The 26023-nt window shown below is 65.6% G+C and carries 17 protein-coding genes, 2 tRNA genes and 3 rRNA genes; 14 read left to right on the forward strand and 8 right to left on the reverse strand.

Annotation, left to right across the window (positions count from 1 at the left end; translation table 11 throughout):
• Positions 1-121: 121 nt before the first annotated feature.
• The 4 genes from pepE to ACEI37_RS06635 all read right to left on the reverse strand — a co-directional run bounded on the left by pepE (position 122) and on the right by ACEI37_RS06635 (position 4530).
• Positions 122-877: a dipeptidase PepE gene (pepE, locus tag ACEI37_RS06620; RefSeq protein WP_373375977.1), complete on the reverse strand. Its 756-nt coding sequence runs from the start codon at positions 875-877 to the stop codon at positions 122-124.
• Between the two features lie 31 nt (positions 878-908).
• Positions 909-2093, reverse strand: coding sequence for an aminotransferase class V-fold PLP-dependent enzyme (locus ACEI37_RS06625; protein WP_373375978.1), 1185 nt, complete (start codon positions 2091-2093; stop codon positions 909-911).
• 54 nt (positions 2094-2147) lie between these two features.
• Positions 2148-3752, reverse strand: a complete 1605-nt coding sequence (locus tag ACEI37_RS06630; RefSeq protein WP_373375979.1) for an OPT/YSL family transporter — start codon at positions 3750-3752, stop codon at positions 2148-2150.
• Positions 3753-3816: 64 nt separating this feature from the next.
• On the reverse strand, positions 3817-4530 hold the full coding sequence (locus ACEI37_RS06635; protein ID WP_373375980.1) for an IclR family transcriptional regulator: 714 nt from the start codon (positions 4528-4530) through the stop codon (positions 3817-3819).
• 190 nt (positions 4531-4720) lie between these two features.
• Between ACEI37_RS06635 and ACEI37_RS06640 the strand changes: the two genes are divergently transcribed.
• Positions 4721-7504: a hypothetical protein gene (locus tag ACEI37_RS06640; RefSeq protein ID WP_373375981.1), complete on the forward strand. Its 2784-nt coding sequence runs from the start codon at positions 4721-4723 to the stop codon at positions 7502-7504.
• 18 nt (positions 7505-7522) lie between these two features.
• Here the strand turns inward: ACEI37_RS06640 and ACEI37_RS06645 are convergent, their stop codons facing one another.
• Positions 7523-8278 (reverse strand): IclR family transcriptional regulator, encoded by a 756-nt coding sequence (locus ACEI37_RS06645; RefSeq protein WP_116297252.1) that lies wholly within the window; start codon positions 8276-8278, stop codon positions 7523-7525.
• Positions 8279-8497: 219 nt separating this feature from the next.
• On the opposite strand from ACEI37_RS06645, the gene ACEI37_RS06650 reads away from it, so the two are divergent.
• From ACEI37_RS06650 to ACEI37_RS06685, 8 genes are all read left to right on the forward strand, one after another.
• Positions 8498-9538: an LLM class flavin-dependent oxidoreductase gene (locus ACEI37_RS06650; protein WP_373375982.1), complete on the forward strand. Its 1041-nt coding sequence runs from the start codon at positions 8498-8500 to the stop codon at positions 9536-9538.
• 234 nt (positions 9539-9772) lie between these two features.
• Complete coding sequence (locus ACEI37_RS06655) at positions 9773-11779, forward strand: sigma-54-dependent Fis family transcriptional regulator (protein ID WP_373375983.1); 2007 nt, start codon at positions 9773-9775, stop codon at positions 11777-11779.
• Between the two features lie 363 nt (positions 11780-12142).
• Positions 12143-13210 carry an ATP-NAD kinase family protein gene (locus ACEI37_RS06660; protein ID WP_116297255.1) on the forward strand — a complete coding sequence of 356 codons (1068 nt, stop codon included), beginning with the start codon at positions 12143-12145 and terminating at the stop codon, positions 13208-13210.
• A gap of 56 nt (positions 13211-13266) precedes the next feature.
• On the forward strand, positions 13267-14268 hold the full coding sequence (locus ACEI37_RS06665; RefSeq protein ID WP_373375984.1) for a thiamine pyrophosphate-dependent dehydrogenase E1 component subunit alpha: 1002 nt from the start codon (positions 13267-13269) through the stop codon (positions 14266-14268).
• Positions 14269-14303: 35 nt separating this feature from the next.
• Positions 14304-15320 (forward strand): alpha-ketoacid dehydrogenase subunit beta, encoded by a 1017-nt coding sequence (locus tag ACEI37_RS06670; RefSeq protein ID WP_373375985.1) that lies wholly within the window; start codon positions 14304-14306, stop codon positions 15318-15320.
• On the forward strand, positions 15320-16435 hold the full coding sequence (locus ACEI37_RS06675) for an acetoin dehydrogenase dihydrolipoyllysine-residue acetyltransferase subunit (protein ID WP_373375986.1): 1116 nt from the start codon (positions 15320-15322) through the stop codon (positions 16433-16435). The genes ACEI37_RS06670 and ACEI37_RS06675 overlap by 1 nt, the downstream gene beginning before the upstream one ends.
• Positions 16436-16515: 80 nt before the next feature.
• Positions 16516-16857 (forward strand): carboxymuconolactone decarboxylase family protein, encoded by a 342-nt coding sequence (locus ACEI37_RS06680; RefSeq protein ID WP_373375987.1) that lies wholly within the window; start codon positions 16516-16518, stop codon positions 16855-16857.
• A gap of 47 nt (positions 16858-16904) precedes the next feature.
• Positions 16905-17672, forward strand: coding sequence for a lipoate--protein ligase family protein (locus ACEI37_RS06685; protein WP_373375988.1), 768 nt, complete (start codon positions 16905-16907; stop codon positions 17670-17672).
• Here the strand turns inward: ACEI37_RS06685 and ACEI37_RS06690 are convergent.
• The 3 genes from ACEI37_RS06690 to ACEI37_RS06700 form a co-directional block, all read right to left on the reverse strand.
• Positions 17669-18418 (reverse strand): DUF3047 domain-containing protein, encoded by a 750-nt coding sequence (locus tag ACEI37_RS06690; RefSeq protein ID WP_373375989.1) that lies wholly within the window; start codon positions 18416-18418, stop codon positions 17669-17671. The two genes, ACEI37_RS06685 and ACEI37_RS06690, sit on opposite strands and share 4 nt — an antisense overlap.
• Positions 18419-18648: 230 nt before the next feature.
• Positions 18649-19470, reverse strand: coding sequence for a hypothetical protein (locus ACEI37_RS06695; protein ID WP_373375990.1), 822 nt, complete (start codon positions 19468-19470; stop codon positions 18649-18651).
• A 366-nt stretch (positions 19471-19836) separates the two neighbouring features.
• On the reverse strand, positions 19837-20226 hold the full coding sequence (locus ACEI37_RS06700; RefSeq protein ID WP_092314663.1) for an OsmC family protein: 390 nt from the start codon (positions 20224-20226) through the stop codon (positions 19837-19839).
• A gap of 562 nt (positions 20227-20788) precedes the next feature.
• On the opposite strand from ACEI37_RS06700, the gene ACEI37_RS06705 reads away from it, so the two are divergent.
• The 5 genes from ACEI37_RS06705 to rrf all read left to right on the forward strand — a co-directional run bounded on the left by ACEI37_RS06705 (position 20789) and on the right by rrf (position 25939).
• Positions 20789-22320 (forward strand): 16S ribosomal RNA (locus ACEI37_RS06705).
• Positions 22321-22382: 62 nt separating this feature from the next.
• Positions 22383-22459 (forward strand) — tRNA-Ile (locus ACEI37_RS06710).
• Between the two features lie 11 nt (positions 22460-22470).
• Positions 22471-22546, forward strand: a tRNA-Ala gene (locus ACEI37_RS06715).
• 286 nt (positions 22547-22832) lie between these two features.
• Positions 22833-25711 (forward strand): 23S ribosomal RNA (locus ACEI37_RS06720).
• Between the two features lie 115 nt (positions 25712-25826).
• Positions 25827-25939: ribosomal RNA gene (gene rrf, locus ACEI37_RS06725) — 5S ribosomal RNA — on the forward strand.
• Together the 16S, 23S and 5S rRNA genes with 2 tRNA genes alongside form the textbook arrangement of a ribosomal RNA operon.
• The last annotated feature ends 84 nt before the right edge of the window (positions 25940-26023 follow it).

A 26023-nucleotide genomic window follows, 5' to 3' on the forward strand; every position in this document is an offset into this window, starting at 1 on the left:
TTGTGTTCTCCTCCGGAAGGCAAAAGGGGGCCGCGCGGGCGGCGCAACGCGGCCCACGGGGATTCTTGATTGTTGTGGCCGGGTCGGGGCCCGGCGTCAGTGCATCAGCGGTTCAGGCAAATCAGACGGCAAAGCCCGGCCAGTCCTGCATGCCCGCCGGCCCGGTGATCTTCGACAGTGCGAACGCCTCGCCCTCGCGAATCGTCTCGACCTGCCCTTCCGCCGGGAACCACAGCGCATGGCGTTCGCCCAGCACGGTGCCGGTGGTGCCATCGGAATACAGCGCCGAGCCTTCCGGCAGCGCAAACACTTGCTCCGGCGCGTTGATGTGCAGGAACTCCGCCAGCCGCTCTTCGCGGCTTTCGCCGTTGTGCCCGGCGGGCTTGCCGCTGATGAAGTGGGGGTTGATCTGGAACGGCACCAGGCCCAGCGCGCGCAGCGACGGCGGCTGCACGATCGGCATGTCGTTGGTGGTGCGGATGGTCGGGCAGGCGACGTTGCTGCCGGCGCTCCAGCCCACGTATGGCGTGCCCGCACGCACCTTCACGCGGATCGCGTCGACGATGCCGGCGTCGTACAGGCGCTTGAGCAGCGCGAAGGTGTTGCCGCCGCCGACCGCGATGGCCTCGGCCTGCTGCACGGCGCGCAGCGGATCGGCGCTGTGATGGATCGATTCCAGCGCGTAGCCCAGCTTTTCGAACACCGGCCTGACCATGCCCTCGTAGGTATCGAAGCTGAAGGTCACGCCGGCGAACGGCACGAACAGCACCTTGCGCGGCTCGTGCTTCAGCAGCGTGTGGATCTGCTCGCCGGCGTGCTCGAGGTAGCCGAGGTTGTCCTTGCGCGAGCTGCTCATCAGGAGGATGCGTTGGGTCATGTCTTGCGTTTCCGTCGGTTCAGGTATCAGGTCAGGCGATCGCCGCGCGCACCAGCGCGGCGACGCGGTCGATCTCGTCGTGCGTGTTGAAGTAGTGCAGCGACACGCGCGCCATGGTCGACACGCCGTAGAGCGCCAGGATGGCGTCGGCCATGAAGTTGCCGGCTTCGATGATGCATTGCTGCGCCTCCAGCGCCGCGACGATGCGGGCCGGGTCGACGCCGCGCACGTTGAACGGCACGATGCCGATGCGGTGCGCCACGTCGGCCGGACCATACAGCTCGAAGCCGGGAATCGACGACAGCTTTGCCACCGCATACTCGGTCAGGTCGCGCACGCGCGCTTCGATGGCGCCGATGCCGATCGCGGCAGCGTAGTCGATGGCGGTGCCCAGGCCCAGGATGGCCGGCACGATCGGGCAGCCCGCTTCGAAGCGCTTTGCGCCCGCTACCAGCGACAACGCGCCGGTGGCGCGGTCATAGGCACCGTTCCACCAGCCCACCAGCATCGGCTCGACCTGCGCGATCCGTTCGCGGCGCACATACAGGAAGCCGGAGCCTTCCGTCGCGCGCAGCGCCTTGCGGCCGCAGCCCGCGAGGAAATCGCAGCCGAGTTCGGCGACGTCCGAGCGCAGCATGCCCACGCTCTGCGCACCGTTGACCAGCGACAGCACGCCGTGCTGGCGCGCCACCGCGCAGATCTGCGCGGCAGGCTGCACCGCGCCAGTTGAATTGGGCAGGTGCGAGAAGGTCAGCAGGCGCGTGCGCGGAGTGATCGCAGCGGCGAAGGCCTCGGGCGACAGCAGCCCTTCGGCATTGGCCGCCACCATCTTCACCACGATGCCGTGCGATTGCTCCAGCCGGCGCCACGGCAGCAGGTTGCTCAGCATCTCCGTGTCGGCCACCAGCACTTCATCCCCGGCTTGCCAGGCGATGCCGCGCGCAACGATCGAGATGCTCTCGGTGGCGTTCTTGGTGAAGGCCAGCTCGTCGGCCGCGCAGTTCAGCCATGCGGCCAGCGTGGCGCGCACGGCTTCGACGCGCGCATAGGTCTCTTTGCGGAATGCCGGCAGGTAGATGCCGACATGGCCGGTGTCGAGCAGGTAGCTGCGCACGGTGTCGAGCACGGCGTCGGGCGGGATCGAGGCCGCGGCGGTGTCGAGATAGATGGTGGACGCCGTCAGCGGGGTGTCGGCGCGGATTGCCTGGATATCCATGGAACGTCTCGGGAAATGACAGAGGGGCGCAGCGCCTGCGCCCGCAGGGATGACTTACTTCTTCAGCTTGGTGACCGAACCGAAGAAGCTGAACAGGGCGTCGCCCGCGATCACGCCGCCGGCGAAGGCGCTCATCTCGGCCACGTGCCTGTCGCCGCGCAGGCGCTGCAGCACGAAGCGGATCGCCAGGCCCGCCAGCACCGCCCAGCCGGCCAGCGGCGAGGCAATCAGCATGCCGGTGGAAAGCAGGATGCCGAGCTGGCGCTTGGAGCCGCCGAGCCACTGCAGCAGCGCGCCGGGAACGGCCCAGATCATCAGGTTGCGGGCGATCTCCGCCGACGAGCCCGCCTTGATCGAGGCCGCGTAGACGCGGTCCACCGGCGGGATCAGGCCCTGCGCGAAGAAGCTGCCGTGAAACACCAGCACCACCACCGCCGCCACCGCAAAGCCGATCATCGCGGCCAGGAACTGCTGCTTGCGCCCGGCCAGCTCGGCCTCCATGTCGCGGCCTTCGCCGCGCAGCAGGTAGCCGGTCTTGAGGTCGTAGCCCATGTCGGCGAACGCCGGCCCAGTTGCGGCCGAAAACCCTACCAGCACCGCCAGCGCCGTCGGCGGGAAGCCGATCAGGATGCCGATGGTCAGCGTGATCAACGCCACCGCGAAGGCCGGGAACCAGCCTGAATGCATCGCCGCGATGCCGACGATCAGCTCGTGCACATAGGCGGCAAAGGCGGCGTACAGCACGAACAGCACCAGCATGCCCAGCGACATGTCCGAGATATGGCCGGCCAGCACCGAGATCAGCAGCGCGATCGCCAGGTAGACCAGGAAGCCGCCCGACAGGATGCGGCTGGCGCGCGCGGCCGGGACTTCGATGGTGCCCGCGGCGACCGGGACATGGCGCGCGCGGCGGATCTCGTGCGCCACCTGGAACAGCGCGACGATGCCCGCGCCGATCATCAGTCCGTGCGGGATATACGCCCTGGCGATATCGATGCCGGTCAGCGCCACCGAATAGCCGCGCACCAGCAGGCCGATGCCGAACATGGTCAGCGCCGCCAGGTTGCCCAGGAACGCCGCGCCGAACGCGGACATCGGCACGCCCAGCCACGCACCGCCGACGCCGACGGCAATGCCCAGGCCCAGGAAGGCCGCCTTGCGCCCGCCGCGGTCGCCGGCCCAGATGGCCTCGGCGGTGGCGATGCCGGCCGGCCAGGTGCCGGTGGCCGGGAAGATCTTGCTGCCGAACAGGAAGTACAGCATCGCGCCGTCGACGAACATGGCGATCACCGCGCCGATCAGCATCGGCGTGGCCAGCTCGGGCATGCCCATCGCGTACGGCACGCCGATCGGGATCATCAGCGAGTTGGCGGCGCCGAAGGTGGCCGACGAGATTGCTGTCTGCACCAGGTTCTGCCGCTCCAGCACGCGGAAGCGCCGCGTGACCTCGAGCGGGATGCGCGAGAACACGATCGCGATCAGCGCGCCGATGATCGAGGTATTGGCCGAGATCCCCAGCGACACGATCAGCTGCATGCCAATCATGGCGCCGAACACGGACAGCCCCACGGAGACCAGCAGCAGCAAGGGCTCCATGAAACGCGTCCGTGTCGCAGGCTGCGCCGCCATCGGCGCGTTCAGTTGTGTTGGCATGGTCATGTCTTCCACCGCTCCCCGTAGTGTTGTCTGGTTTTGTCTGTTGTGTGTGATGCCTGGCGCCCGCTCAGCGCATGAAACCGGCCACCGGGCCGATGGTGCTGCGCGCCGTGCGCAGCGCCTGCAGCCAGCGCGGCGCCGCGTCGGGCGTCAGCCGCTGCAGCGGACCGGCGATGGCCAGCGATCCGATCACCGCCTGGCTGTCGCGGTGGTATAGCGGCAGCGCCAGCCCGGCCACCGTGGCGGCGGATTCCTCGCAGGTGTAGGCCCAGCCGTCGGCGCGGACCTGCGCCAGCCGCGCTTCCAGCCCGGGCGCGTCGCCGCCAAGCCGGCGTCGGAACGGTTCCGGCTGGAACGCCAGCATGGCCTTGGCATGCGCGCCCGCGTCGAGGGCGAAGCGTTGGCCCACCTCGATCGAAAAGCGCAACTGGTGCTGGCTGTGCGCGATGTCCGTGCACAGGCCGTGGTCACCGTCCAGCCACGACAGGAACACGGTTTCACCACATTCCCGCGCCAGTGCCTCGAGCGCGGGCTGCACCACCTCGGCCGGTGAAAAGGTCTTGCGCGTGACCTGTCCCAGCTCGAACCAGCGCAGCCCGAGCGCGTAGCGTCCCTGCGCGTCCTGCACCAGGAAGCCGTTGGCGGCAAAGGTGGCCAGCACGCGATGCACCACGGCGTGGTGCACGCCGCTATGGCGCGCCAGGTCGCGCACCCCCCAACTGGGCTGGCGCACGGTGAAGTGGGTCAACAGCGCCAGCGCGCCGTCCAGGGTCTTGAGCATTGCCGAGCTGAACCTCGAATTGCATATGTCTCTATTTAAGAGACAACGTCTCTGATACAGGGAAATGCTAGGCCTCGCTCTCACCCGCAACAATCAGGGTTAACGCGCAGTCGTCTCCGCGATCCGGGCGAATATCGTCCATGCGCCGTTGCCTATACTTGGCGCAGGCCGACTGCTACGGGAGGCGCCCATGGCTGCGGAAGACCACGGTTACGGCGACGAAGCGGCCCGCATCGCGCACCGCCGCCGCCTGCTCGGCATCGCGCCGCGCACGCATGAGGGGCAGCGCCACTGGGCGCTGGCGCTGTCCGGCGGCGGCATTCGCAGCGCCACGTTCTGCCTGGGTGTGATGCAGGCGATGGCCGGCACCGACATGCCGGCAGACACGACCGCGGCGACACCGGACAGCGGCGCGCCCCAGACGCCCGCGGCGAGCACCGCCGCCTCGGCGCAGACCGTTCCCGGGCTGGCCTCGCTGCTGGCCCAGTTCGATTACCTGTCGACCGTCAGCGGCGGCGGCTACCTCGGCGCCTTCTTCGTCAGCCTGTTCGTGCCCGGTCGCCTGCGCCGCGGCACCGGCCCGGTCCAGGCCGCGGCAGACGCCTACCACACGCTGCAATGCGAGCCGCCCGGCCGCATCCACACCTCGGTCTCCTATGCCGCCGATCCCGGCCGAGGCGCGGTCGCGTGGCTGCGCGAGAACGGCCGCTACCTGTCGCCCACGGGCGCGGGCGACAACCTCTATGCCGCCGCGCTGGTAGCGCGCAACTGGCTGGCGATGCACTACGTGATCGGCAGCGCGCTGCTGGTGTTGCTGTCGCTGCTGGCGCTGCTGCTGCACGGCGCGGCGGGCGCGTGGTACGGCTTTGGACGCTATGAGATGGACCTGCTCCACGATGCGCGGCAGGCCTTCAACCAGGGCGAATGCGCGATCTGGTGGAGCCCGTTGCTGTGGCTGCCGCTGGTCACGGTGGTGCTAGGCGCGGTGCCGCCCGGGCTGGCGTACTGGCTGGTCTATCCGCGCGCCAGCGAGCCGCAGGCGCCGGGGCGCTTCTTCAGCCCCGCGCCGATGGTGGCCACGCTGCTGGGACTGCTGTTGCTCGCTGCCGCGTACTGGTCGGAACGGATCGGTGCGCAGCCGCTGCCAGCGCAGCTCTTTGCCGCGCTGGGCGTGCTGACCTGGCTGGGCGTGCTGGCCTGCCTGGTGATGCTGCAGGGCGAGCCGCGCACGGTGTCCGGCTATCGCGTGCGCGCCACGCGTGCGCTGCGCACGGCGGTCACGCTGACGCTGTGGCTGGTGGCACTGGGCGTGGCCGATACCGTCGCGCGCACCACCTACCTGTATGCGCAGGCCGCCGGCCATCCGTGGGGCGTGGCGCTGCCCGCGAGCGCGCTGGGCGTGCTGGTCTGGCTGGTGCGCTACGGCGCGCGCCGGCTCGACGAAGGCCGCAAGGGCAGTGCCGGGACTGCCTGGCGCGCACTGTGGGCACGCCTGCCGGTCTCGCTGCTGGCCGGGGCGGCCGCGGCGGTGCTTGCGCTGCTGCTGTACGTGCTGTGGTCGTGGCTGGTGCTGTGGGTGCGCTGGAATGGCCGCGAGCCGGTCGACTGGCTGGTGTATGGCACGGCCTACACCGGCCCGGCGCTGGCCACGCTGACGGCCGTGGCGCTGGTGCTGGCGCTGGTCGCCGGCCGCTTTACCGGCTTCCTGAACCTGTCCACGCTGCAACCCTTCTACGCGGCACGCCTCACGCGCGCCTACCTGGGCGCGTCCAATGGCGAGCGCTTTGCCGCGCCCGAACCCGATCCGGCGGCGGACCGGCGCCGGCGCGCGCGCTTCAGCGTGGCCGAGCCAGTGCCCGGCGACCAGCTCAGCCTCAACGCCTACTACGATCCGCACGTGCTGGCGCCGCTGCACCTGATCAACGTGACGCTGAACCTGACCGTCGATCCGGCCGAGCAGCTGGTCCAGCGCGACCGCAAGGGCAAGCCACTGTGCCTGGCACCCGGTGCGGGACTGCCGCAGCCGGGCGCGGCAGGCGCAATCGCGCCGGACGCCTATGCGCGCTTCACCGTCGATGGCTGGCAGTGCTGCCCCGATGTGTCATGGCCGTCGTCAGGCAAGCTGGCGCAAGCGCTGACGGTGGGTGACTGGATTGCGATCTCGGGCGCGGCGGTGTCCACCGGGCTGGGCCGCGCCACCACGCTCGGCACATCGCTGCTGCTTGGCCTGGCCAACCTGCGGCTGGGCACGTGGTGGCCGTCGTTCCCGGCCCGCTACGCGCGCCGCGGCGGGCGCGAGGGCGAGCGCTGGCGCCATCCCGAACGCGCCACGCACCCATGGCTGGCCGCCGGCATCTTCCGCACGCAGTATTACCTCGGATGCGAGCTGAGCGCGCGCTTCCATGGCACGCGGCGCGGCTGGCAGTACCTGTCGGACGGCGGCCATTTCGACAACACCGGTGTCTACGAGCTGCTGCGTCCGGGCCGGAACGTCGCGCTGATCGTGCTGTGCGACTGCGGGGCCGATCCCGACTATCGCTTCGGCGACCTGGCCAACCTGATCCGCCTGGCGCGCATCGATCATGGCCTGGAGATCGTCGTCGATACCGAGGCCGCCACCACGCATCCGGTGCTGAGCCGCGTCTTCGGCGTGCCGGACGATTTCGTGCCGGGTCAGCCGGCCAGCGCCGCCTCCGCCGAAAAATGCGCGGTGCTGCTCGACGTGTTTCGCACCGACCCGGCCTGCGCGGCGCCGCGCGCGCGCGTCTGCCGCATCGTGCTGATCAAGCCGCGGCTGGTGTCATGGGCGCCGGCCGACGTGCGGCACTATGGCGCCACGCACCCGGACTTCCCGCAGGAGGGCACCGGCGACCAGTTCTTCGACGAGGCGCAATGGGAAAGCTATCGGGCCCTGGGACACGCGCTTGGCAAGCGCGTGCTGGGCGGTGAAGTGGGCAGGGCGCTGCTGGTGTGAGCGCGCGCTGCGCTGGTCTTAGCGCACGAAGCCGATCACGTCTTCCAGCCGGCCGCTGGCGTCGCGCAGCGCTTCCAGCAGCCGCGGCACGGCGGCATCGTCCAGCCGCTGCTGCGGCCCGGCGATGGCGACTGATCCCACCACCGCACTGCGGTCGCGCGACCACAGCGGCAGGGCCAGGCCGGCGACGCTGGCCGCGGCTTCCTCGCGCGTATGCGCCCAGCCGCGCTCGCGCACTTCGGCCAGCTGCTGCTCGATGCGTTCGCGTTCCAGCGTGGTATGCGGACCCATGCGTGCCACGCCCTGGCGGTAGACCTCGTCACGGAAGGCCTCATCCTGGAACGCCAGCATGGCCTTGGCATGCGCGCCGGCATACAGTGGGAAGCGCTCGCCCAGCTCGATCGAAAAGCGCAGCTGGTGCTGGCTGTGCACCAGCCCCACGCACAGGCCTTCATGGCCGTCGAGCCACGACAGGAATACGGTCTCGCCGCTCTGCGCGGCCAGCTTCTCCAGCACCGGTCGCACGATCTCGTCCGGCGAGAAGCTCTTGCGCACCACCTGTCCCAGTTCGAACAGCCGCAGCCCCAGCGAATACTTGCCGGTGGCCGCGTCCTGCACCAGGAAGCCGTTGGCGGCGAACGTGGCCAGCACGCGGTGCACCACCGCGTAATGCACGCCGCTGTGCTTGGCCAGCTCGCGCACACCCCAGGTGGGCTGGCGCACGGTGAAGTGGGTCAGCAGGGCCAGCGCGCCGTCCAGTGTCTTGAGAGTCATCGATCGTTCCTTCGCATCGGGCTGAATGGTAAGGGCAAGCGGCGCCCGGCTCAATCCTTGCTCCCCGCTGTGGCCCCACCGCGCCCGGCGATACCCACGCCGCCCGCAGGGCCGCAAAGCCGCCGCCAGCACGATCGGCGCAGGCTCACTACCATAGCGAACCATCCGCATTGCAGCGGGCGGCGCTCGTGTGGCGTGCGCCGCCCGCCCGACCACGACATGAACCGCGACTCTCTCCCCGCCGGCAACGGCATCGCCTATTCGGTCCTCGACCTCGCTCCCATCCCGCAAGGCAGCGATCCCGGCCAGGCCATGCGCAACTCGCTGGACCTGGCGCGCCATGCCGAGCAGCTGGGCTACCACCGCTACTGGCTGGCCGAGCACCACAACATGCCGGGCATCGCCAGCGCCGCCACCGCGGTGCTGATCGGCTATGTGGCCAACGGCACCCAAAGCATTCGCGTAGGCTCCGGCGGCGTGATGCTGCCCAACCATTCGCCGCTGGTGATTGCCGAGCAGTTCGGCACGCTGGCCTCGCTCTATCCGGGCCGCATCGACCTGGGCCTGGGCCGGGCGCCCGGCACCGACCAGGCCACCGCGCGCGCGCTGCGGCGCCATCTGGCCAGCGACAGCGCCGACACTTTCCCGCAGGACGTGGAAGAGCTGCAGGCGTATTTCGACGACGTGCGCCCCGGCCAGCGGCTGCGCGCGGTGCCCGGCGCGGGCCTGAAGGTGCCGATCTGGCTGCTGGGCTCGAGCCTGTTTAGCGCGCAGCTGGCCGCGGCGATGGGGCTGCCGTTCGCCTTTGCCTCGCACTTTGCGCCGGGCTTCATGCGCCAGGCGCTGGACCTGTACCGGCGCACCTTCCGCCCGTCGGAAACGCTGGACCGGCCCTACGTGATGCTGGGCCTCAATGTGTTCGCGGCCGATACCGGAGACCAGGCGCGCCGGCTGTTCAGCTCGCTGCAGCAGCAGTTCCTGGCGCTGGTGCGCGGCACGCCGGGGCAGCTGCGCCCGCCGGTCGACGATATCGAAGCGCTGTGGAACGAGAGCGAGGCCGACCATATCCGGCGCTCGCTGGCCTGCTCGGTGGTGGGCGATCCGGAGGCCGTGCGCACCGGCATGCAGCGCTTTGTCGATGACCTGCGCCCGGATGAGCTGATGATTACCGGGCAGATCTTCGACCACCAGGCGCGGCTGCGATCGTTCGAGATTGCCGCGGCTGCCGCGCGCGACCTCAAGGCCAACGCCGCGCCCTGAGCCGTTTCCGGTATGACGCACGCCGCACTTGCGGCGTGCGCCGGCCGCTGTCTTTCCGCTGTCTCTCATTTCCTGCCGGTTCTGGTTTGCACAGTGCCGAGGCGCTCGGATACATTAGAAGGCCGACACCAGACAGAGGCGTGGCCCACCCAGGCACGCGCCCGCATAGTCCGCCCGATCCGCCGCCCCCAAGCAAAATCCCGGGGCCGAGGGCAGCGACGACAGGAGACAGCGATGGACCTGCGGCAACGCGAGCACATCGAGACGGTGGTCCAGGCCACCGCCTACCTATCCCCGCCAGCCCTGCTCGCGGACCGCATCGCGCATGACGCGATCATCCAGAATTCATGGCGGCGCTGCGTGCACCAGTACGGGCTAGACCCGTCGCGCATGCAGGAGGCGCGCATCCTGCCGCAGACGCGCCTGCGCGAACACCAGGAACGCATCGACGACTTCGCCCGCATCGCCCGCCACGGCCTGCAGAGCCTGCACGCGCAGGTGGCTGCGCTGGGCTACGTGGTGCTGCTGACCGATGCGCAGGGCGTTACGGTCGACTATATCGGCGATACTCACGCCGATGCCGCGCTGCGCCACGCCGGTCTCTACCTTGGCGCGGAATGGAGCGAGAGCGGCGCCGGCACGTGCGCGGTCGGCACCGCGCTGGTCACCGGGCAGGCGCTGACCGTGCACCAGGCCGACCATTTCGACGCCACCCATATTCCGCTGACCTGCACCGCGGCGCCGCTGTTCGACACGCATGGCAAGCTGCACGCCATCCTCGACATCTCGGCGCTGGTCTCGCCGCAGGCCAAGGACAGCCAGGGCCTGGCGCTCCAGATGGTGCGCATCTATGCCGCGCATATCGAGAACGCCAACTTCCTGCGCGCGCACCGGCGCGACTGGATCCTGAAGCTGAACGTCGCGCCGGAGTTCGTCGACGTCAACCCGGAATACCTGCTCGCGCTCGACGATGCCGGCCGCATCGTAGGCCACAACCATCGTGCCCGCCTGATGCTGGAGACCGAACTGGCCGGCATGCTGGGCGCGACCGTGCTGGGGCAACCGTTCGAGGCCTTGTTCGACGCCCGGCTCGAAGACCTGGGCCGCTATGTCTACTCGCGCCCCAGCGAGCAGCGCCTGGTCGCGCTCAACCGCAGCGGCGGCTTGCTGTACCTGAGCGTGATGCCGCCCGCGCTGGGCTGGCAGGCGCCCGCGGCACCGGCGCAGGTGGCGATGCCGGCGCCGCTGGCCGCGCTCAGCGGCGGCGATGCCGCGCTGGCGCAGCAGTTGGAGCGCGCCGCGCGCCTGGTTGATTCGCCGATCCACCTGCTGATCCAGGGCGAAACCGGCAGCGGCAAGGAGTTCTTCGCCAAGGCGCTGCACCAGGCCAGCGCGCGCCGCGCCGGGCCCTTTGTCGCGGTCAACTGCGCGGCGATTCCGGAGACCCTGATCGAGAGCGAGCTGTTCGGCCACCTGCCCAACAGCTTCTCCGGCGCCGGCTCGCGCGGCAAGCGCGGGCTGATCCAGGAGGCCGACGGCGGCACGCTGTTCCTGGACGAGATCGGCGACATGCCGCGCGAGCTGCAGTCGCGGCTGCTGCGCGTGCTGGCCGAGGGCGAGGTGCTGCCGGTGGGCGCCGCGCGCCCGGTGCCGGTACGCCTGCGCGTGATTTCGGCCACGCACCATCGCCTGGAACAGCTGGTGGCCGAAGGCCGCTTCCGCGAGGACCTTTACTACCGCCTCAACGGCGCTCGCTTCGAACTGCCGCCGCTGCGCGCCCGCACCGACCTGGACTGGCTGGTGCGCAAGCTGCTGCAGGAAGGCGCGGGCGAACCGGTGACGCTGTCACCGGCGGCGAGCGAGCGGCTGCGCCGCCACCGCTGGCCGGGCAACCTGCGCGAACTGCGCAACGTGCTGGAGTACGCGCGCGCGGTCTGCAGCGGCGGCTATATCGATGTGCACGACCTGCCCGATGCCGTCGCCCGCACCGCCGAACCAGCTGCCGTTGCGGCCCAGCCGGCACCGGTCGATAGCGCCCCCGACCACGACACCGCCGCCCCGTTCGACCCGCACCAGCTGCCCCCCGAGGGCATGCTGCTGATGCAGTACCTGCGCGCCTCGGGCTGGAACCTGAGCGCGGTCGCGCGCCAGATCGGCATCAGCCGCATGACGCTGTACCGGCGCATGGAGCGCTACGGCATCCAGTCGCCTAACCGGCGCGACGGCGGGGAGCAGTCGTAGCACTACGCCGTGGAAAGAAGCCGGCAGCGCTGGCGCGGCTGCCGAGCGTACCCGTTTCTGCGAAGCCGTTCGCGGCCTTTCGTCTTCCCGATTTCTCTTGACGTCGGCTTTCGCCAGGCGTGCGGCGACGCCGATGATGAGACGTTACGCGTGTCCAGTCCGTACACCTGTACTGTGACACCTGTCTCGCCCTGACGTCCGCCGCTGCCGCTCGCCTGGCCGAAGCGGCACCGATTTTTGCGGGTTATCCCTGAAGCCAGGGCACCGCAAACACCCGCTTTGCGCCGCCCCGACGCCATTCGGCCACTGGCACAGCCATTGCAAAGTCGCCTGTCACGACAACGACAACACAGGAGACAGGCAATGGGGCAGCCAAGGTTCGCCGATGCGCCGCTGGTCGGCATCATCGCCAATCCGGTTTCGGCGCGCGACATCCGCCGCGTGATCGCCAACGCCAACAGCCTGCAGCTGGCTGACCGCGTCAATATCGTGCTGCGACTGCTGGCCGCACTGTCATCGTGCGGCGTGCGGCGCGTGCTGATGATGCCCGACCGCGAGGGGCTGCGCGTCATGCTGGCGCGGCACCTGGCGCATCGCCAGGGCCCGGACTCGAGCCTGCCCGAGGTCGCGTATCTCGACATGCCGGTGGCCTCGCGCGTCGACGACACGCTGCACGCCGCGCGCTGCATGGCGGATGCGGGCGTCGCCGCCATCATCGTGCTGGGCGGCGACGGCACCCACCGCGCCGTGGTGCGCGAGTGCGGCGCGGTGCCGATCGCGGGCCTGTCGACCGGGACCAACAACGCCTACCCCGAGATGCGCGAACCCACCGTCACCGGGCTCGCCACCGGCCTTTATGCCACCGGCCGTATTCCCGCCAGCCAGGCGCTGGCATCGAACAAGCGCCTGGACATCGTCATCCGCGACGGCAATGGCAACTTCCGCCGCGACATCGCGCTGGTCGATGCGGTGATTTCGCACGAACACTTCATCGGCGCGCGCGCGCTGTGGAAGACCGACACGCTGGCCGCGGTCTACGTGTCGTTTGCCGATCCCGAAGCGATCGGGCTGTCATCGATCGCCGGCTTGCTCGAGCCTGTGGGTCGGCGTGAAGCTGGCGGCCTTGCCATCGAACTGGCCGCGCCGGGCGCGGGCGAATTCGAACTGAGCGCGCCGATTGCGCCAGGCCTGATGTGCACCGTGCCAATTGCCGGCTGGCAGCGGCTGGCGCACGGCCGCCCCCATCGCGTGCGCCAACGCAGCGGCGTGGTCGCGCTGGACGGCGAGCGCGAGCTGACCTTCGGCCCGGACGACGAAGTCACCGTCACGCTGCACGACCACGCCTTTCGCAGCATCGACGTCGCTGCCTGCATGCGCCACGCGGCGCGCCACCACCTGATGCGCAGCGTGCCGCAGCACGCCCTGGCCTGAGCACGCCCGGCCCCGATTTTCTTGAAGTGCAACACCTGAAAACGAAGGAGACAGACATGACAGCCAGAGCTTCACAAGAACATGCCGCGCTGCCGCTCGACAAAGAGACGCTGCTTACGGTGTACCGCAAGATGCGCACTATCCGCGATTTCGAGGAACGCCTGCACGTGGACTTCGCGCGCGGCGACATCCCTGGCTTCGTCCACCTGTATGCGGGCGAGGAAGCCGCGGGCGTCGGCATCCTGCATCACCTGCACGACGGCGACCGCATCGCCAGCACGCACCGCGGCCATGGCCACTGCATTGCCAAGGGCGTCGACCCGGTGGCGATGATGAAGGAGATCTACGGCAAGAAAGGCGGCTCGTGCAACGGCAAGGGCGGCTCGATGCATATCGCCGACCTGTCCAAGGGCATGATGGGCGCCAACGGCATCCTCGGCGCTGGCGCGCCGCTGATCTGCGGCGCCGCACTGGCGGCCAAGTTCCGCGGCAAGGGCGAGGTCGGCATTACGTTCTGCGGCGACGGCGCCTCCAACCAGGGCACCTTCCTCGAAAGCCTGAACCTGGCCGCGGTATGGAACCTGCCGGTGATCTTCGTGATCGAGAACAACGGCTACGCCGAATCGACCTCGCGCGACTACGGCACCGCGGTGGACAGCTACGTCGATCGGGCCGCCGGCTTCGGCATCCCGGGCGTGACTGTCGACGGCACCGATTTCTTCGCGGTCCACGAAGCCGCTGGCGAAGTCATCCGCCGCGCGCGCGAGGGCGGCGGCCCGTCGCTGCTCGAATGCAAGATGGTCCGCTTCTACGGCCACTTCGAAGGCGATGCGCAGACCTACCGCGCCGCCGGCGAACTCGACGACATCCGCGCCAACAAGGATTGCCTGAAGCTGTTCGGCCGCACCGTGACGCAGGCCGGCGTGGTCGCGCGCGAAGAGCTCGACGTGATCGACCGCGAAGTCGCCGCGCTGATCGACCACGCCGTGCAGGAAGCCAAGGCGGCGCCGCAGCCGGGCCCGGAAGACCTGCTGACCGACGTCTACGTCAGCTACTGATCCGCCACGCGCAAACCAATTATCAGGAGACAGGCATGGCTCGCAAACTGAGCATCAAGCTGGCGATCAACGAGGCGATCGACCAGGAAATGACCCGGGACCCCAGCGTCATCATGCTGGGCGAGGACATCGTCGGCGGCGCCGGCGCGGATGGGGAGAAGGACGCGTGGGGCGGCGTGCTGGGCGTGACCAAGGGCCTGTATGCCAAGCACGGCGACCGGCTGCTGGATACGCCGCTGTCCGAATCCGCCTACGTGGGCGCCGCCATCGGCGCCGCGGCGTGCGGCATGCGCCCGATCGCGGAACTGATGTTCATCGACTTCATGGGCGTTTGCTTCGACCAGATCTTCAACCAGGCCGCCAAGTTCCGCTACATGTTTGGCGGCAAGGCCGAGACCCCGGTGGTGATCCGCGCCATGATCGGCGCGGGCTTCCGCGCCGCCGCGCAGCACAGCCAGATGCTGACGCCACTGTTCACGCATATCCCCGGCCTGAAGGTGGTGTGCCCGTCCACGCCGTACGACACCAAGGGCCTGCTGATCCAGGCGATCCGCGACAACGACCCGGTGATCTTCTGCGAGCACAAGAACCTCTATGGCCTGGAAGGCGATGTCCCGGAAGGCGCCTATGCGATCCCGTTCGGCGAGGCCAATATCGTGCGCGATGGCAAGGACGTGTCGATCGTCACCTACGGGCTGATGGTGCATCGCGCGCTGGAAGCGGCGGCGACGCTGGCCAAGGAAGGGATCGAGGCCGAGATCGTCGACCTGCGCACGCTGTCGCCGCTGGACATGGACACGGTGCTGGAGTCGGTCGAGAACACCGGCCGCCTGGTGGTGGTTGACGAGGCCAGCCCGCGCTGCAATATCGCTACCGATATCTCCGCGCAGGTCGCGCAGCAGGCCTTCGGCGCGCTCAAGGCCGGCATAGAGATGGTATGCCCGCCGCATACGCCGGTGCCGTTCTCGCCCACGCTGGAAGACCTGTATATCCCCAGTGCGGCACAGATCGCCAATGCCGCGCGCAAGACCGTGAAGGGAGGCAAGCACTGATGGCCACGCCTGCAATTACCCCGATCGTGATGCCCAAATGGGGCCTGTCGATGAAGGAGGGCACCGTCAATGCCTGGCTGGTCGACGAAGGCACCGAGATCACGGTGGGCATGCCGATCCTCGATGTGGAAACCGACAAGATCGCCAACGCGGTGGAGGCGCCCGACGCCGGCACGCTGCGCCGCAAGGTGGCGCAGGCCGGCGACGTGCTGCCGGTCAAGGCGCTGCTTGGCGTGCTGGCCCCTGCGGAGGTGAGCGATGCGCAGATCGATGAATACGTGGCGGCTTATGAAACGCCGGCGGACGACGGCGGCGACGAGGACGCTGCCGCCGCGTACCAGTTCGCCGAGGTCGACGGCATCCGGGTCCGCTATGCCCGCAAGGGCGACGGCACCCAGACCGTGCTCTTCATCCATGGATTTGGCGGCGACCTGGACAACTGGCTGTTCAACCTCGATCCCCTGGCCGATGCGTACACCGTTGTGGCGCTCGACCTGCCCGGCCACGGACAGTCGTCGCCGCGGCTCGCGGGCACGACGCTGGCGCAGATGGCCGGCTTTGTAGCGCGCTTCATGGACGAGGCCGGGATCGAGGCGGCGCATCTGGTCGGGCATTCGATGGGCGGCGGCGTGGCCGCGCAACTGGCGGTGGATGCGCCGCAGCGGGTGCTGTCGGTGGCGCTGGTGTCGCCGGTGGGCTTCGGCGATGCCGTCAACAGCGACTATACCGATGGCTTCGTCAAGGCGCAGTCGCGGCGCGAGCTCAAGCCCGTAGTCGAACTGCTGTTTGCCGATCCGGGGCTGGTCAGCCGACAGATGCTGGACGACCTGTTGCGCTACAAGCGGCTCGATGGCGTCGACGAGGCGCTGACCGCGCTGGGTCAGGGCCTGTTCGGCGGCGGCCGCCAACGCGAGCAGCCGGGCCAGCGCCTGGCCAACAGTGGCAAGCGCGTGCTGGTGGTGTGGGGCGGACAGGACCGCATCATCCCCGCCGAACATGCCGAAGCCGCGCCGCCGGGGGCCAGCGTCAAGGTTTTCCCCGACGCTGGCCACATGAGCCAGATGGAGAAGGCCAACGACTTCAATGCGCTGCTGAAGGTCCACCTGGCCGGTTGATGCCGCCCGCGGACGGCGCCAGCTTGGGCCGTCCGCGCGCCTGATACCAGCCTGGCCGATCCCCTAACGGAAACTTACCCATGACCACAGACCTGAAGACCCGCCTGGCGCAGATCAACAAGCAATTCGGCGCGCTCGGACAGGCCCAGCCCGGCACCATGAGTGCCTTCCAGGGCGTGATGAAGGCCGCCACGCAACAGGGCAGCCTGCCTGCCGAAATCAAGGAACTGGTGGCGGTTGCGCTGGCCGTGCAGAAAGGCTGCGACGACTGCGTGCTGTTCCACACCAGCCAGGCCCTGCGCCATCGCGCGAGCCGCGAGCAACTGGCCGAAGTGCTGGCCGTCAATATCGAAATGGGAGGCGGCCCCGGCGCGATGTACGCGGCCAAGGCGCTGGCGTACTTCGATGCGCTCAATGCCTAGGGTTGCTAGACTCGGCGCATTGCCATTCCCGGGCAGTTCCCAAACCGATGCCGTCTGAGTTTGAACTTCTCGATCCCGTCGCCCCGGCCCACGCGGGCAGCGACCCGCTGCAGGAAGAACTGGCGCTGCTCGAACTCGCGGCGCAGGGCCGGCACGTGGCGCAGTTGTGGGAGGCGCCGCAGTCGCTGGTGGTGCCGCGCACCTACCTGCGCCACGCGGCACTGGAAGCTGCGCGCGCCGATTTCGCGCAGCAGGGTTGCCCCGTGTTCCTGCGCATGTCCGGCGGCGGCCTGGTTCCGCAGGGGCCCGGCATCCTCAACCTGAGCCTGGCTTACCCTGTCGAGCAGCCGCCGGGCGCGCTCAGCGACGCGGTCTACCTGCACCTGTGCGCGGTGATCGGCGGCGCGCTGCGAACGCTCGGCATCGAGACCCACTGGCAGGCTGTGGCTGGCTCTTTTTGCGACGGCCGCTACAACCTCACCTGGGGCCCGCCCGACGCCGCCCGCAAGATCGCCGGCACGGCCCAGTACTGGCGGCGCGCGCCAGCGGCCATGCAGGCGGCCGACGGCCAGCGCCACCTGGTGCTCGCCCACGCGGTGCTGCTGGTCAGCGCTGACCCTGAGCAGATCAATGCCCGCGCCAATGCCTTCGAGGCGGCCATCGGCAGCGAACGACGGTATGACGCGAACAAGGTGGTCAGCGTGCGCGAGGCGTTGCTGTCCGCCGGACCCGCCGTGAAGGACGATGTCGCACTGATGGCCGAGGTCGCGGCTGCGCTGCGATGGAGCCTCGGACAGCATCCCGTCCCGGTCTAGTCCTTCGCCGCGGTGCCCGGCAGGAAGCGGATATCGCCATACCAGGCGCGGCTGGCGGCGTGGGTATTGTCCGTGTCCGTCATGATGCCGTAGGCCTTGAGCGGTCCGGGCGGCTCGTAGAACACGCGCTCATAGTCCCGCGCCAGATTGCGCCGCAGGTTCTGCCATTTGCCGGCATCGTCGGCGCCGGATACCACGATCATCTGCACGCGGCCGGTATGCGGATTGGGGATGACGCTGCCGGGCGCGGCGCTGGTCGACCAGACATACATCAGCGTGGCATAGGGCAATTCCTCGCCCGCCACGGTTTTCGCCAGCTGCATCGCGGCGCGGTCGCCCAGCGAGAGCTTGCTGGTGTCGCCGTCGAAGAAGAACACCAGCCGCGCCGGCGCGTCTTCACGCGCACCGTGTCGGTTGTCGGCGCCGGGTATCGCGCCGTCTGCCTTCCAGCGCCAGGCCACCACGGGCGTCCGCGACAGGTCCACGTTGCCCGCATGCATCAGCGCGGACGCCGAGTCATTGGCTTGCGCCCGCAGGACCGTGGTGCCGCCCTCGGTCACCAGCTGGTACTCGGTCCGGGCCTTGCCTTCGGCGACCGGTAAATTTTTCCAGTCATTCGGCAGCGCGCCGCCCGGCTTGCGGTCGGAAAGGACGAGCCCGGGCTTGCTGCTTTGCGCCGGCGCTGCAAGGGGGGCAAGCAGCAGGGTGGCACACAAGGCAAGGGGCAACGCATGGGGGGTCGTCATGGCGGAGCAGCGGAATACGAGACGTGGGACCGAATGCAAACCGTGTGCCCGAGCGCTGCGCGCGCTGGCCGATCTGGCCAAGCAAAAAAAATCGCGGCCCACGGAGGGGCCGCAAATCGGGAATGCGAGGAGTGTCAAATTCCTCAGGAGACGTTATCGACGCAAACCGGCGCCTCAAGACCCCACTTCCGTGGGGTCTATGGATCGCAAATATGAATGCGAGCGACCGCTTACGCGATCAGGTAGGTGGGAGGCGGATCCGGCCGGACGGAGGCGCGCAGTCTGCGGACGTTCGTTTCCAGTTCCGCGTGGGCCGCATCGAGCCAGTCCACGCGATGCCGCACTGGGTCCTTGGCCGACAGCGCGCTGGCGGCGATCTCGCGCAGGAAGTAACGCACCATGCTGCCCGCGCGCGCCGGCACCGGCATCATCCCCAGCAGCTGGCGCCGCGCCAGCAACCGGCGCGTGACCGCGTGCTGGAGCGCGGCCCAGGCGGTGCGGCCCAATGCGATGTATAGCGCGTCCGTGCGCATCTGCCGTACGGCGCCGAGGAACTGCGTCTCGAAGACGTCGCGCAGCATCGGCGCGTCGAGCAGTTCTTCCAGCGGGCCGTCGAATGCCAGTCCGCGCCGTGTGGTCGCATGCGGCAACAGGGCGAGCGGCTGCAGGCGCTCGAAGCCATCGTTCCACAAGGCGGCGGCATGCGGCAGCCCGACTAGTTCGGGCACGCGGAAGTGGTCGAGCATGCGGATCAGGTTGGGCCGCACCAGCTTGCCACCCAGTTCGACGCGCCGCTTGTTCTCGCGCTGGACCACTCGGCCGGGCGCACGGTTGTGGAGCAGTTCCTCGGTCACCGCGGCAGCCAGCCGCACGTGCGCATGGCCCGGCGTGGTGCTGACCAGCACCAGCGCCGCCTGCGGATTCAGGTATTCGCACGGCACGTAATGCATGGCGTAGGTGCTGTCCCGCGCCACCACGACGGGCTTTGCGATCACGCTGCCGGCGCCCGCCAGCCGTATCTGCGCGCAATAGGCTTCAATGAAATTGGTCAAGGCATCCCCCCGCTCGCTTCGTTATTTAAGCGTTTTTATTGTTTTTGCTTTTCGCCATGGTAAGCCGGCGGTGCGGCGCAGAGTGTGTCGGCACCGCCGTTTTGACGCCTTCCCGGACGCAATTTGGTGGGCCAGCCAACACAGCACATGGGTGTTGCGTCGAGCGGGACGGATCGCAGCGTAGCGTAGGGCGGCTGGCTGTCAGGACCGTGACAGCCCCGCCCACCCAAAAGAAAAAAGCCGGGCACGATTCACGCGCCCGGCTAACCCATTTGCTGACTCAGGTGGTGTCAAAACCCGAGGAATCAAATGCTAACGATTCTCATTTGCTGTGGCAACCCCATCCGGTGAACGGGGTGTGCCACGTCATGCCATGGAGGTCTGGATCGAGAACTGCCCGGACAAGGTCTTGTGCACCGGGCAACGATTGGCGACCCGCAGCAGGTCTTCCAGGATCTGGGGCGACAAGTCGCCGCTGACCTTGACCTCGCGCTGCATCGTATAGGTGCCGTTGGCTTCCTCATGACCGACCGAAACATGGACGTCAGTGACCGCGTAGCCCTTGCGTTTCGCATACAACTGCAAGGTCAGGGTGGTGCAGGCAGCCAGCGCCGAGTCCAGCAGGTCATGCGGGTTCGGGTAGCGGGTGTCGCCGCCGGCGGAAGCGTCGAGATCGGCTTGCCACTCGGCGGTGCCGTTGGTCAGCTGGCAGATGCTGTTGCCCTGGCTTGGCTTCCATGTCGCTTGGATAGTCATCGAACGTCCCCATCTCATCAAAGAGCGGCCCCGCGGGCCGGAACGGTCATTCTATAAGTAGCTGGCGCGTCAGATCGGGGCGTCGAAAGAGGCCCATTGGTGCCGAGGTCAGGCATTTCCAAGAAACCCCTTGCCAACCCCGCCGCGCTCGCTTACTATTCGCCCCCTCGCAACACAACGCGGCCCCTGCAAGGCAGGCGCAGCAAGGGTTGCGGGGTTGGCCGGAAGGTTGGCGCAGCAAGGTTTGCAGCGCTGACGGCAGCAAAAAAGATTGCTGCAAACGGTTGACGAAACGAAGAAAGCTCTGCATAATCTCGTTTCTCTGCTGCAGACAACGCAGCGCGCTGAACGGCAAAGCCGGGCGGCGAAGTTCTTTAACAAACAAACAACCGATAAGTGTGGGCGCTGGGTAGCGGACGCCGCTGTCTCCGGACAGTGCTGCTTCAAGTTATACAGTGCTCGCACAGCAAAACGTGACTGGATCTTCGGATCTGGTCAGTCAGTTTTCTGAGAGTGAGCGACCGCTCGAAAGAGCGAGGGTCTTCGGACCCATACAGAGATTGAACTGAAGAGTTTGATCCTGGCTCAGATTGAACGCTGGCGGCATGCCTTACACATGCAAGTCGAACGGCAGCGCGGGCTTCGGCCTGGCGGCGAGTGGCGAACGGGTGAGTAATACATCGGAACGTGCCCTGTCGTGGGGGATAACTAGTCGAAAGATTAGCTAATACCGCATACGACCTGAGGGTGAAAGCGGGGGACCGCAAGGCCTCGCGCGATAGGAGCGGCCGATGTCTGATTAGCTAGTTGGTGGGGTAAAGGCCTACCAAGGCGACGATCAGTAGCTGGTCTGAGAGGACGATCAGCCACACTGGGACTGAGACACGGCCCAGACTCCTACGGGAGGCAGCAGTGGGGAATTTTGGACAATGGGGGCAACCCTGATCCAGCAATGCCGCGTGTGTGAAGAAGGCCTTCGGGTTGTAAAGCACTTTTGTCCGGAAAGAAATGGCCTGGGCTAATACCCTGGGTCGATGACGGTACCGGAAGAATAAGCACCGGCTAACTACGTGCCAGCAGCCGCGGTAATACGTAGGGTGCGAGCGTTAATCGGAATTACTGGGCGTAAAGCGTGCGCAGGCGGTTTGATAAGACAGGCGTGAAATCCCCGAGCTCAACTTGGGAATGGCGCTTGTGACTGTCAGGCTAGAGTATGTCAGAGGGGGGTAGAATTCCACGTGTAGCAGTGAAATGCGTAGAGATGTGGAGGAATACCGATGGCGAAGGCAGCCCCCTGGGACGTCACTGACGCTCATGCACGAAAGCGTGGGGAGCAAACAGGATTAGATACCCTGGTAGTCCACGCCCTAAACGATGTCAACTAGTTGTTGGGGATTCATTTCTTCAGTAACGTAGCTAACGCGTGAAGTTGACCGCCTGGGGAGTACGGTCGCAAGATTAAAACTCAAAGGAATTGACGGGGACCCGCACAAGCGGTGGATGATGTGGATTAATTCGATGCAACGCGAAAAACCTTACCTACCCTTGACATGCCACTAACGAAGCAGAGATGCATTAGGTGCCCGAAAGGGAAAGTGGACACAGGTGCTGCATGGCTGTCGTCAGCTCGTGTCGTGAGATGTTGGGTTAAGTCCCGCAACGAGCGCAACCCTTGTCTCTAGTTGCTACGAAAGGGCACTCTAGAGAGACTGCCGGTGACAAACCGGAGGAAGGTGGGGATGACGTCAAGTCCTCATGGCCCTTATGGGTAGGGCTTCACACGTCATACAATGGTGCGTACAGAGGGTTGCCAACCCGCGAGGGGGAGCTAATCCCAGAAAACGCATCGTAGTCCGGATCGTAGTCTGCAACTCGACTACGTGAAGCTGGAATCGCTAGTAATCGCGGATCAGCATGCCGCGGTGAATACGTTCCCGGGTCTTGTACACACCGCCCGTCACACCATGGGAGTGGGTTTTGCCAGAAGTAGTTAGCCTAACCGCAAGGAGGGCGATTACCACGGCAGGGTTCATGACTGGGGTGAAGTCGTAACAAGGTAGCCGTATCGGAAGGTGCGGCTGGATCACCTCCTTTCCAGAGGCTTGTGTCTCAAGCCTAGCGTTCACACTTATCGGTTTGTTTGCTGTTACAGCCAAGGGTCTGTAGCTCAGGTGGTTAGAGCACCGTCTTGATAAGGCGGGGGTCGTAGGTTCAAGTCCTACCAGACCCACCAAGTTATCCGAGGGGGGATTAGCTCAGCTGGGAGAGCACCTGCTTTGCAAGCAGGGGGTCGTCGGTTCGATCCCGTCATCCTCCACCACTACCTGGTAACTTTGGTTGGCCGCCAAATGCAAGCGCTTAAGACTTGAGCGTTTGCATTTGGCATTGCCAAGCGATCGCAAGATCGGCTGTTCTTTAACAATATGGGATGTAGTAAAGGTGTCGCGAGCGTTGATGAGACGCTGCAGTACAAACGCGATACCGGGTTGTGATTGTATCAACCAAATGTATTTTAAAGTGATCGAAAGATGACTTGGAATACGGCACAAATGCGAGAACTCAACCTGTAGCGACTGTTTCGAGCGATCGAGACACACTCGTTATAGGGTCAAGCGAACAAGTGCATGTGGTGGATGCCTTGGCGATCACAGGCGATGAAGGACGCGGTAGCCTGCGAAAAGCTTCGGGGAGCTGGCAAACGAGCTTTGATCCGGAGATGTCCGAATGGGGAAACCCGGCCCGAATGGGTCATCCCACACTGAATTCATAGGTGTGGGAAGCGAACGCGGCGAACTGAAACATCTAAGTAGCTGCAGGAACAGAAATCAACCGAGATTCCCAAAGTAGTGGCGAACGAAATGGGAAGAGCCTTGTACTCTTTAGCAGTGGTGTTAGCAGAACGGGATGGAAAGCCCGGCCATAGCAGGTGATAGCCCTGTATGCGAAAACACGATTGTGGAACTAGGTGTACGACAAGTAGGGCGGGACACGTGAAATCCTGTCTGAAGATGGGGGGACCATCCTCCAAGGCTAAATACTCGTGATCGACCGATAGTGAACCAGTACCGTGAGGGAAAGGCGAAAAGAACCCCGGGAGGGGAGTGAAATAGATCCTGAAACCGCATGCATACAAACAGTCGGAGCCCTTTCGGGGGTGACGGCGTACCTTTTGTATAATGGGTCAGCGACTTACATTCAGTGGCAAGCTTAACCGGTTAGGGAAGGCGTAGCGAAAGCGAGTCCGAACAGGGCGTTGAGTCGCTGGGTGTAGACCCGAAACCAGATGATCTATCCATGGCCAGGTTGAAGGTGCGGTAACACGTACTGGAGGACCGAACCCACTAACGTTGAAAAGTTAGGGGATGAGCTGTGGATAGGGGTGAAAGGCTAAACAAATCTGGAAATAGCTGGTTCTCTCCGAAAACTATTTAGGTAGTGCCTCGTGTCTCACCTTCGGGGGTAGAGCACTGTCATGGTTGGGGGGTCTATTGCTGATTACCCCGCCATAGCAAACTCCGAATACCGAAGAGTGCAATCACGGGAGACAGACATCGGGTGCTAACGTCCGGTGTCAAGAGGGAAACAACCCAGACCGCCAGCTAAGGTCCCCAAATATAGCTAAGTGGGAAACGAAGTGGGAAGGCTAAAACAGTCAGGAGGTTGGCTTAGAAGCAGCCACCCTTTAAAGAAAGCGTAATAGCTCACTGATCGAGTCGTCCTGCGCGGAAGATGTAACGGGGCTAAGCTATATACCGAAGCTGCGGACGCACGCAAGTGCGTGGTAGGAGAGCGTTCTGTAAGCCTGTGAAGGTGTCTTGTAAAGGATGCTGGAGGTATCAGAAGTGCGAATGCTGACATGAGTAGCGATAAAGGGGGTGAAAGGCCCCCTCGCCGTAAGCCCAAGGTTTCCTACGCAACGTTCATCGGCGTAGGGTGAGTCGGCCCCTAAGGCGAGGCAGAGATGCGTAGCTGATGGGAAGCAGGTTAATATTCCTGCACCGTCGTATGATGCGATGGGGGGACGGATCGCGGAAGGTTGTCCGGGTGTTGGAAGTCCCGGTCCCTGTAGTGGAGAAGGCGCTTAGGCAAATCCGGGCGCGTAATTCAAGGCTATGGGGCGAGCGGCCTAGTGCTGCGAAGCAATTGGAAGTGGTTCCAAGAAAAGCCTCTAAGCTTCAGTCATACGAGACCGTACCGCAAACCGACACAGGTGGGCGAGATGAGTATTCTAAGGCGCTTGAGAGAACTCGGGAGAAGGAACTCGGCAAATTGGTACCGTAACTTCGGGATAAGGTACGCCCTGGTAGCTTGACTGGCCTGCGCCAGAAGGGTGAAGGGGTTGCAATAAAATGGTGGCTGCGACTGTTTAATAAAAACACAGCACTCTGCAAACACGAAAGTGGACGTATAGGGTGTGACGCCTGCCCGGTGCCGGAAGATTAAATGATGGGGTGCAAGCTCTTGATTGAAGTCCCGGTAAACGGCGGCCGTAACTATAACGGTCCTAAGGTAGCGAAATTCCTTGTCGGGTAAGTTCCGACCTGCACGAATGGCGTAACGATGGCCACACTGTCTCCTCCCGAGACTCAGCGAAGTTGAAGTGTTTGTGATGATGCAATCTCCCCGCGGCTAGACGGAAAGACCCCATGAACCTTTACTGTAGCTTTGCATTGGACTTTGAACCGATCTGTGTAGGATAGGTGGGAGGCTTTGAAGCGTGGACGCCAGTTCACGTGGAGCCGTCCTTGAAATACCACCCTGGTTTGTTTGAGGTTCTAACCTTGGCCCGTGAATCCGGGTCGGGGACAGTGCATGGTAGGCAGTTTGACTGGGGCGGTCTCCTCCCAAAGTGTAACGGAGGAGTTCGAAGGTACGCTTGGTACGGTCGGACATCGTACCTAAAGTGCAATGGCAAAAGCGTGCTTAACTGCGAGACCGACAAGTCGAGCAGGTGCGAAAGCAGGACATAGTGATCCGGTGGTTCTGAATGGAAGGGCCATCGCTCAACGGATAAAAGGTACTCTGGGGATAACAGGCTGATACCGCCCAAGAGTTCATATCGACGGCGGTGTTTGGCACCTCGATGTCGGCTCATCTCATCCTGGGGCTGTAGCCGGTCCCAAGGGTATGGCTGTTCGCCATTTAAAGAGGTACGTGAGCTGGGTTTAAAACGTCGTGAGACAGTTTGGTCCCTATCTGCCGTGGGCGTTGGAATCTTGACGGGGGCTGCTCCTAGTACGAGAGGACCGGAGTGGACGTACCGCTGGTGTACCTGTTGTCTCGCCAGAGGCATCGCAGGGTAGCTATGTACGGAAGAGATAACCGCTGAAAGCATCTAAGCGGGAAACTCGCCTGAAGATGAGGATTCCCTGGAGGCTTGACCTCCTTGAAGGGTCGTTCGAGACCAGGACGTTGATAGGCTGGGTGTGGAAGCGCAGTAATGCGTTAAGCTAACCAGTACTAATTGCCCGTAAGGCTTGATCCTATAACCAGTGTGTTTCACCTGGTGTGTGTGATCGTGTCTGTGCCAGATACGCACAACCCCAACTACATCCCGATTCGTGACGCTGTCCCACCCGACAGCGCCACAACCCCTCATGCCTGGTGACCATAGCGAGCTGGAACCACCCCTTCCCATCCCGAACAGGACCGTGAAACAGCTCCGCGCCGATGATAGTGCGGATTCCCGTGTGAAAGTAGGTCATCGCCAGGCTCTTATTGTGCAAAACCCCTCGACAGCGTGTGCTGCGAGGGGTTTTTGCTTTGGCGCGGCCAAAACGCTGCGCTCGCTATTGCC

Origin of the sequence: Cupriavidus nantongensis (assembly GCF_041726985.1) — a bacterium.
Taxonomy (GTDB): Bacteria; Pseudomonadota; Gammaproteobacteria; order Burkholderiales; family Burkholderiaceae; genus Cupriavidus; species Cupriavidus nantongensis_A.

Bases quoted from the DNA above. Each gene is read 5' to 3' on its own strand.
- ACEI37_RS06690 (WP_373375989.1), bottom strand. From the start codon at position 18,418: ATGACGACCCCCCATGCGTTGCCCCTTGCCTTGTGTGCCACCCTGCTG.
- ACEI37_RS06650 (WP_373375982.1), top strand. From the start codon at position 8,498: ATGAACCGCGACTCTCTCCCCGCCGGCAACGGCATCGCCTATTCGGTC.
- ACEI37_RS06680 (WP_373375987.1), top strand. From the start codon at position 16,516: ATGACCACAGACCTGAAGACCCGCCTGGCGCAGATCAACAAGCAATTC.
- ACEI37_RS06655 (WP_373375983.1), top strand. From the start codon at position 9,773: ATGGACCTGCGGCAACGCGAGCACATCGAGACGGTGGTCCAGGCCACC.
- ACEI37_RS06635 (WP_373375980.1), bottom strand. From the start codon at position 4,530: ATGCTCAAGACCCTGGACGGCGCGCTGGCGCTGTTGACCCACTTCACC.
- ACEI37_RS06675 (WP_373375986.1), top strand. From the start codon at position 15,320: ATGGCCACGCCTGCAATTACCCCGATCGTGATGCCCAAATGGGGCCTG.
- ACEI37_RS06625 (WP_373375978.1), bottom strand. From the start codon at position 2,093: ATGGATATCCAGGCAATCCGCGCCGACACCCCGCTGACGGCGTCCACC.
- ACEI37_RS06700 (WP_092314663.1), bottom strand. From the start codon at position 20,226: ATGACTATCCAAGCGACATGGAAGCCAAGCCAGGGCAACAGCATCTGC.
- pepE (WP_373375977.1), bottom strand. From the start codon at position 877: ATGACCCAACGCATCCTCCTGATGAGCAGCTCGCGCAAGGACAACCTC.
- ACEI37_RS06630 (WP_373375979.1), bottom strand. From the start codon at position 3,752: ATGACCATGCCAACACAACTGAACGCGCCGATGGCGGCGCAGCCTGCG.
- ACEI37_RS06660 (WP_116297255.1), top strand. From the start codon at position 12,143: ATGGGGCAGCCAAGGTTCGCCGATGCGCCGCTGGTCGGCATCATCGCC.
- ACEI37_RS06685 (WP_373375988.1), top strand. From the start codon at position 16,905: ATGCCGTCTGAGTTTGAACTTCTCGATCCCGTCGCCCCGGCCCACGCG.
- ACEI37_RS06665 (WP_373375984.1), top strand. From the start codon at position 13,267: ATGACAGCCAGAGCTTCACAAGAACATGCCGCGCTGCCGCTCGACAAA.
- ACEI37_RS06670 (WP_373375985.1), top strand. From the start codon at position 14,304: ATGGCTCGCAAACTGAGCATCAAGCTGGCGATCAACGAGGCGATCGAC.
- ACEI37_RS06640 (WP_373375981.1), top strand. From the start codon at position 4,721: ATGGCTGCGGAAGACCACGGTTACGGCGACGAAGCGGCCCGCATCGCG.
- ACEI37_RS06645 (WP_116297252.1), bottom strand. From the start codon at position 8,278: ATGACTCTCAAGACACTGGACGGCGCGCTGGCCCTGCTGACCCACTTC.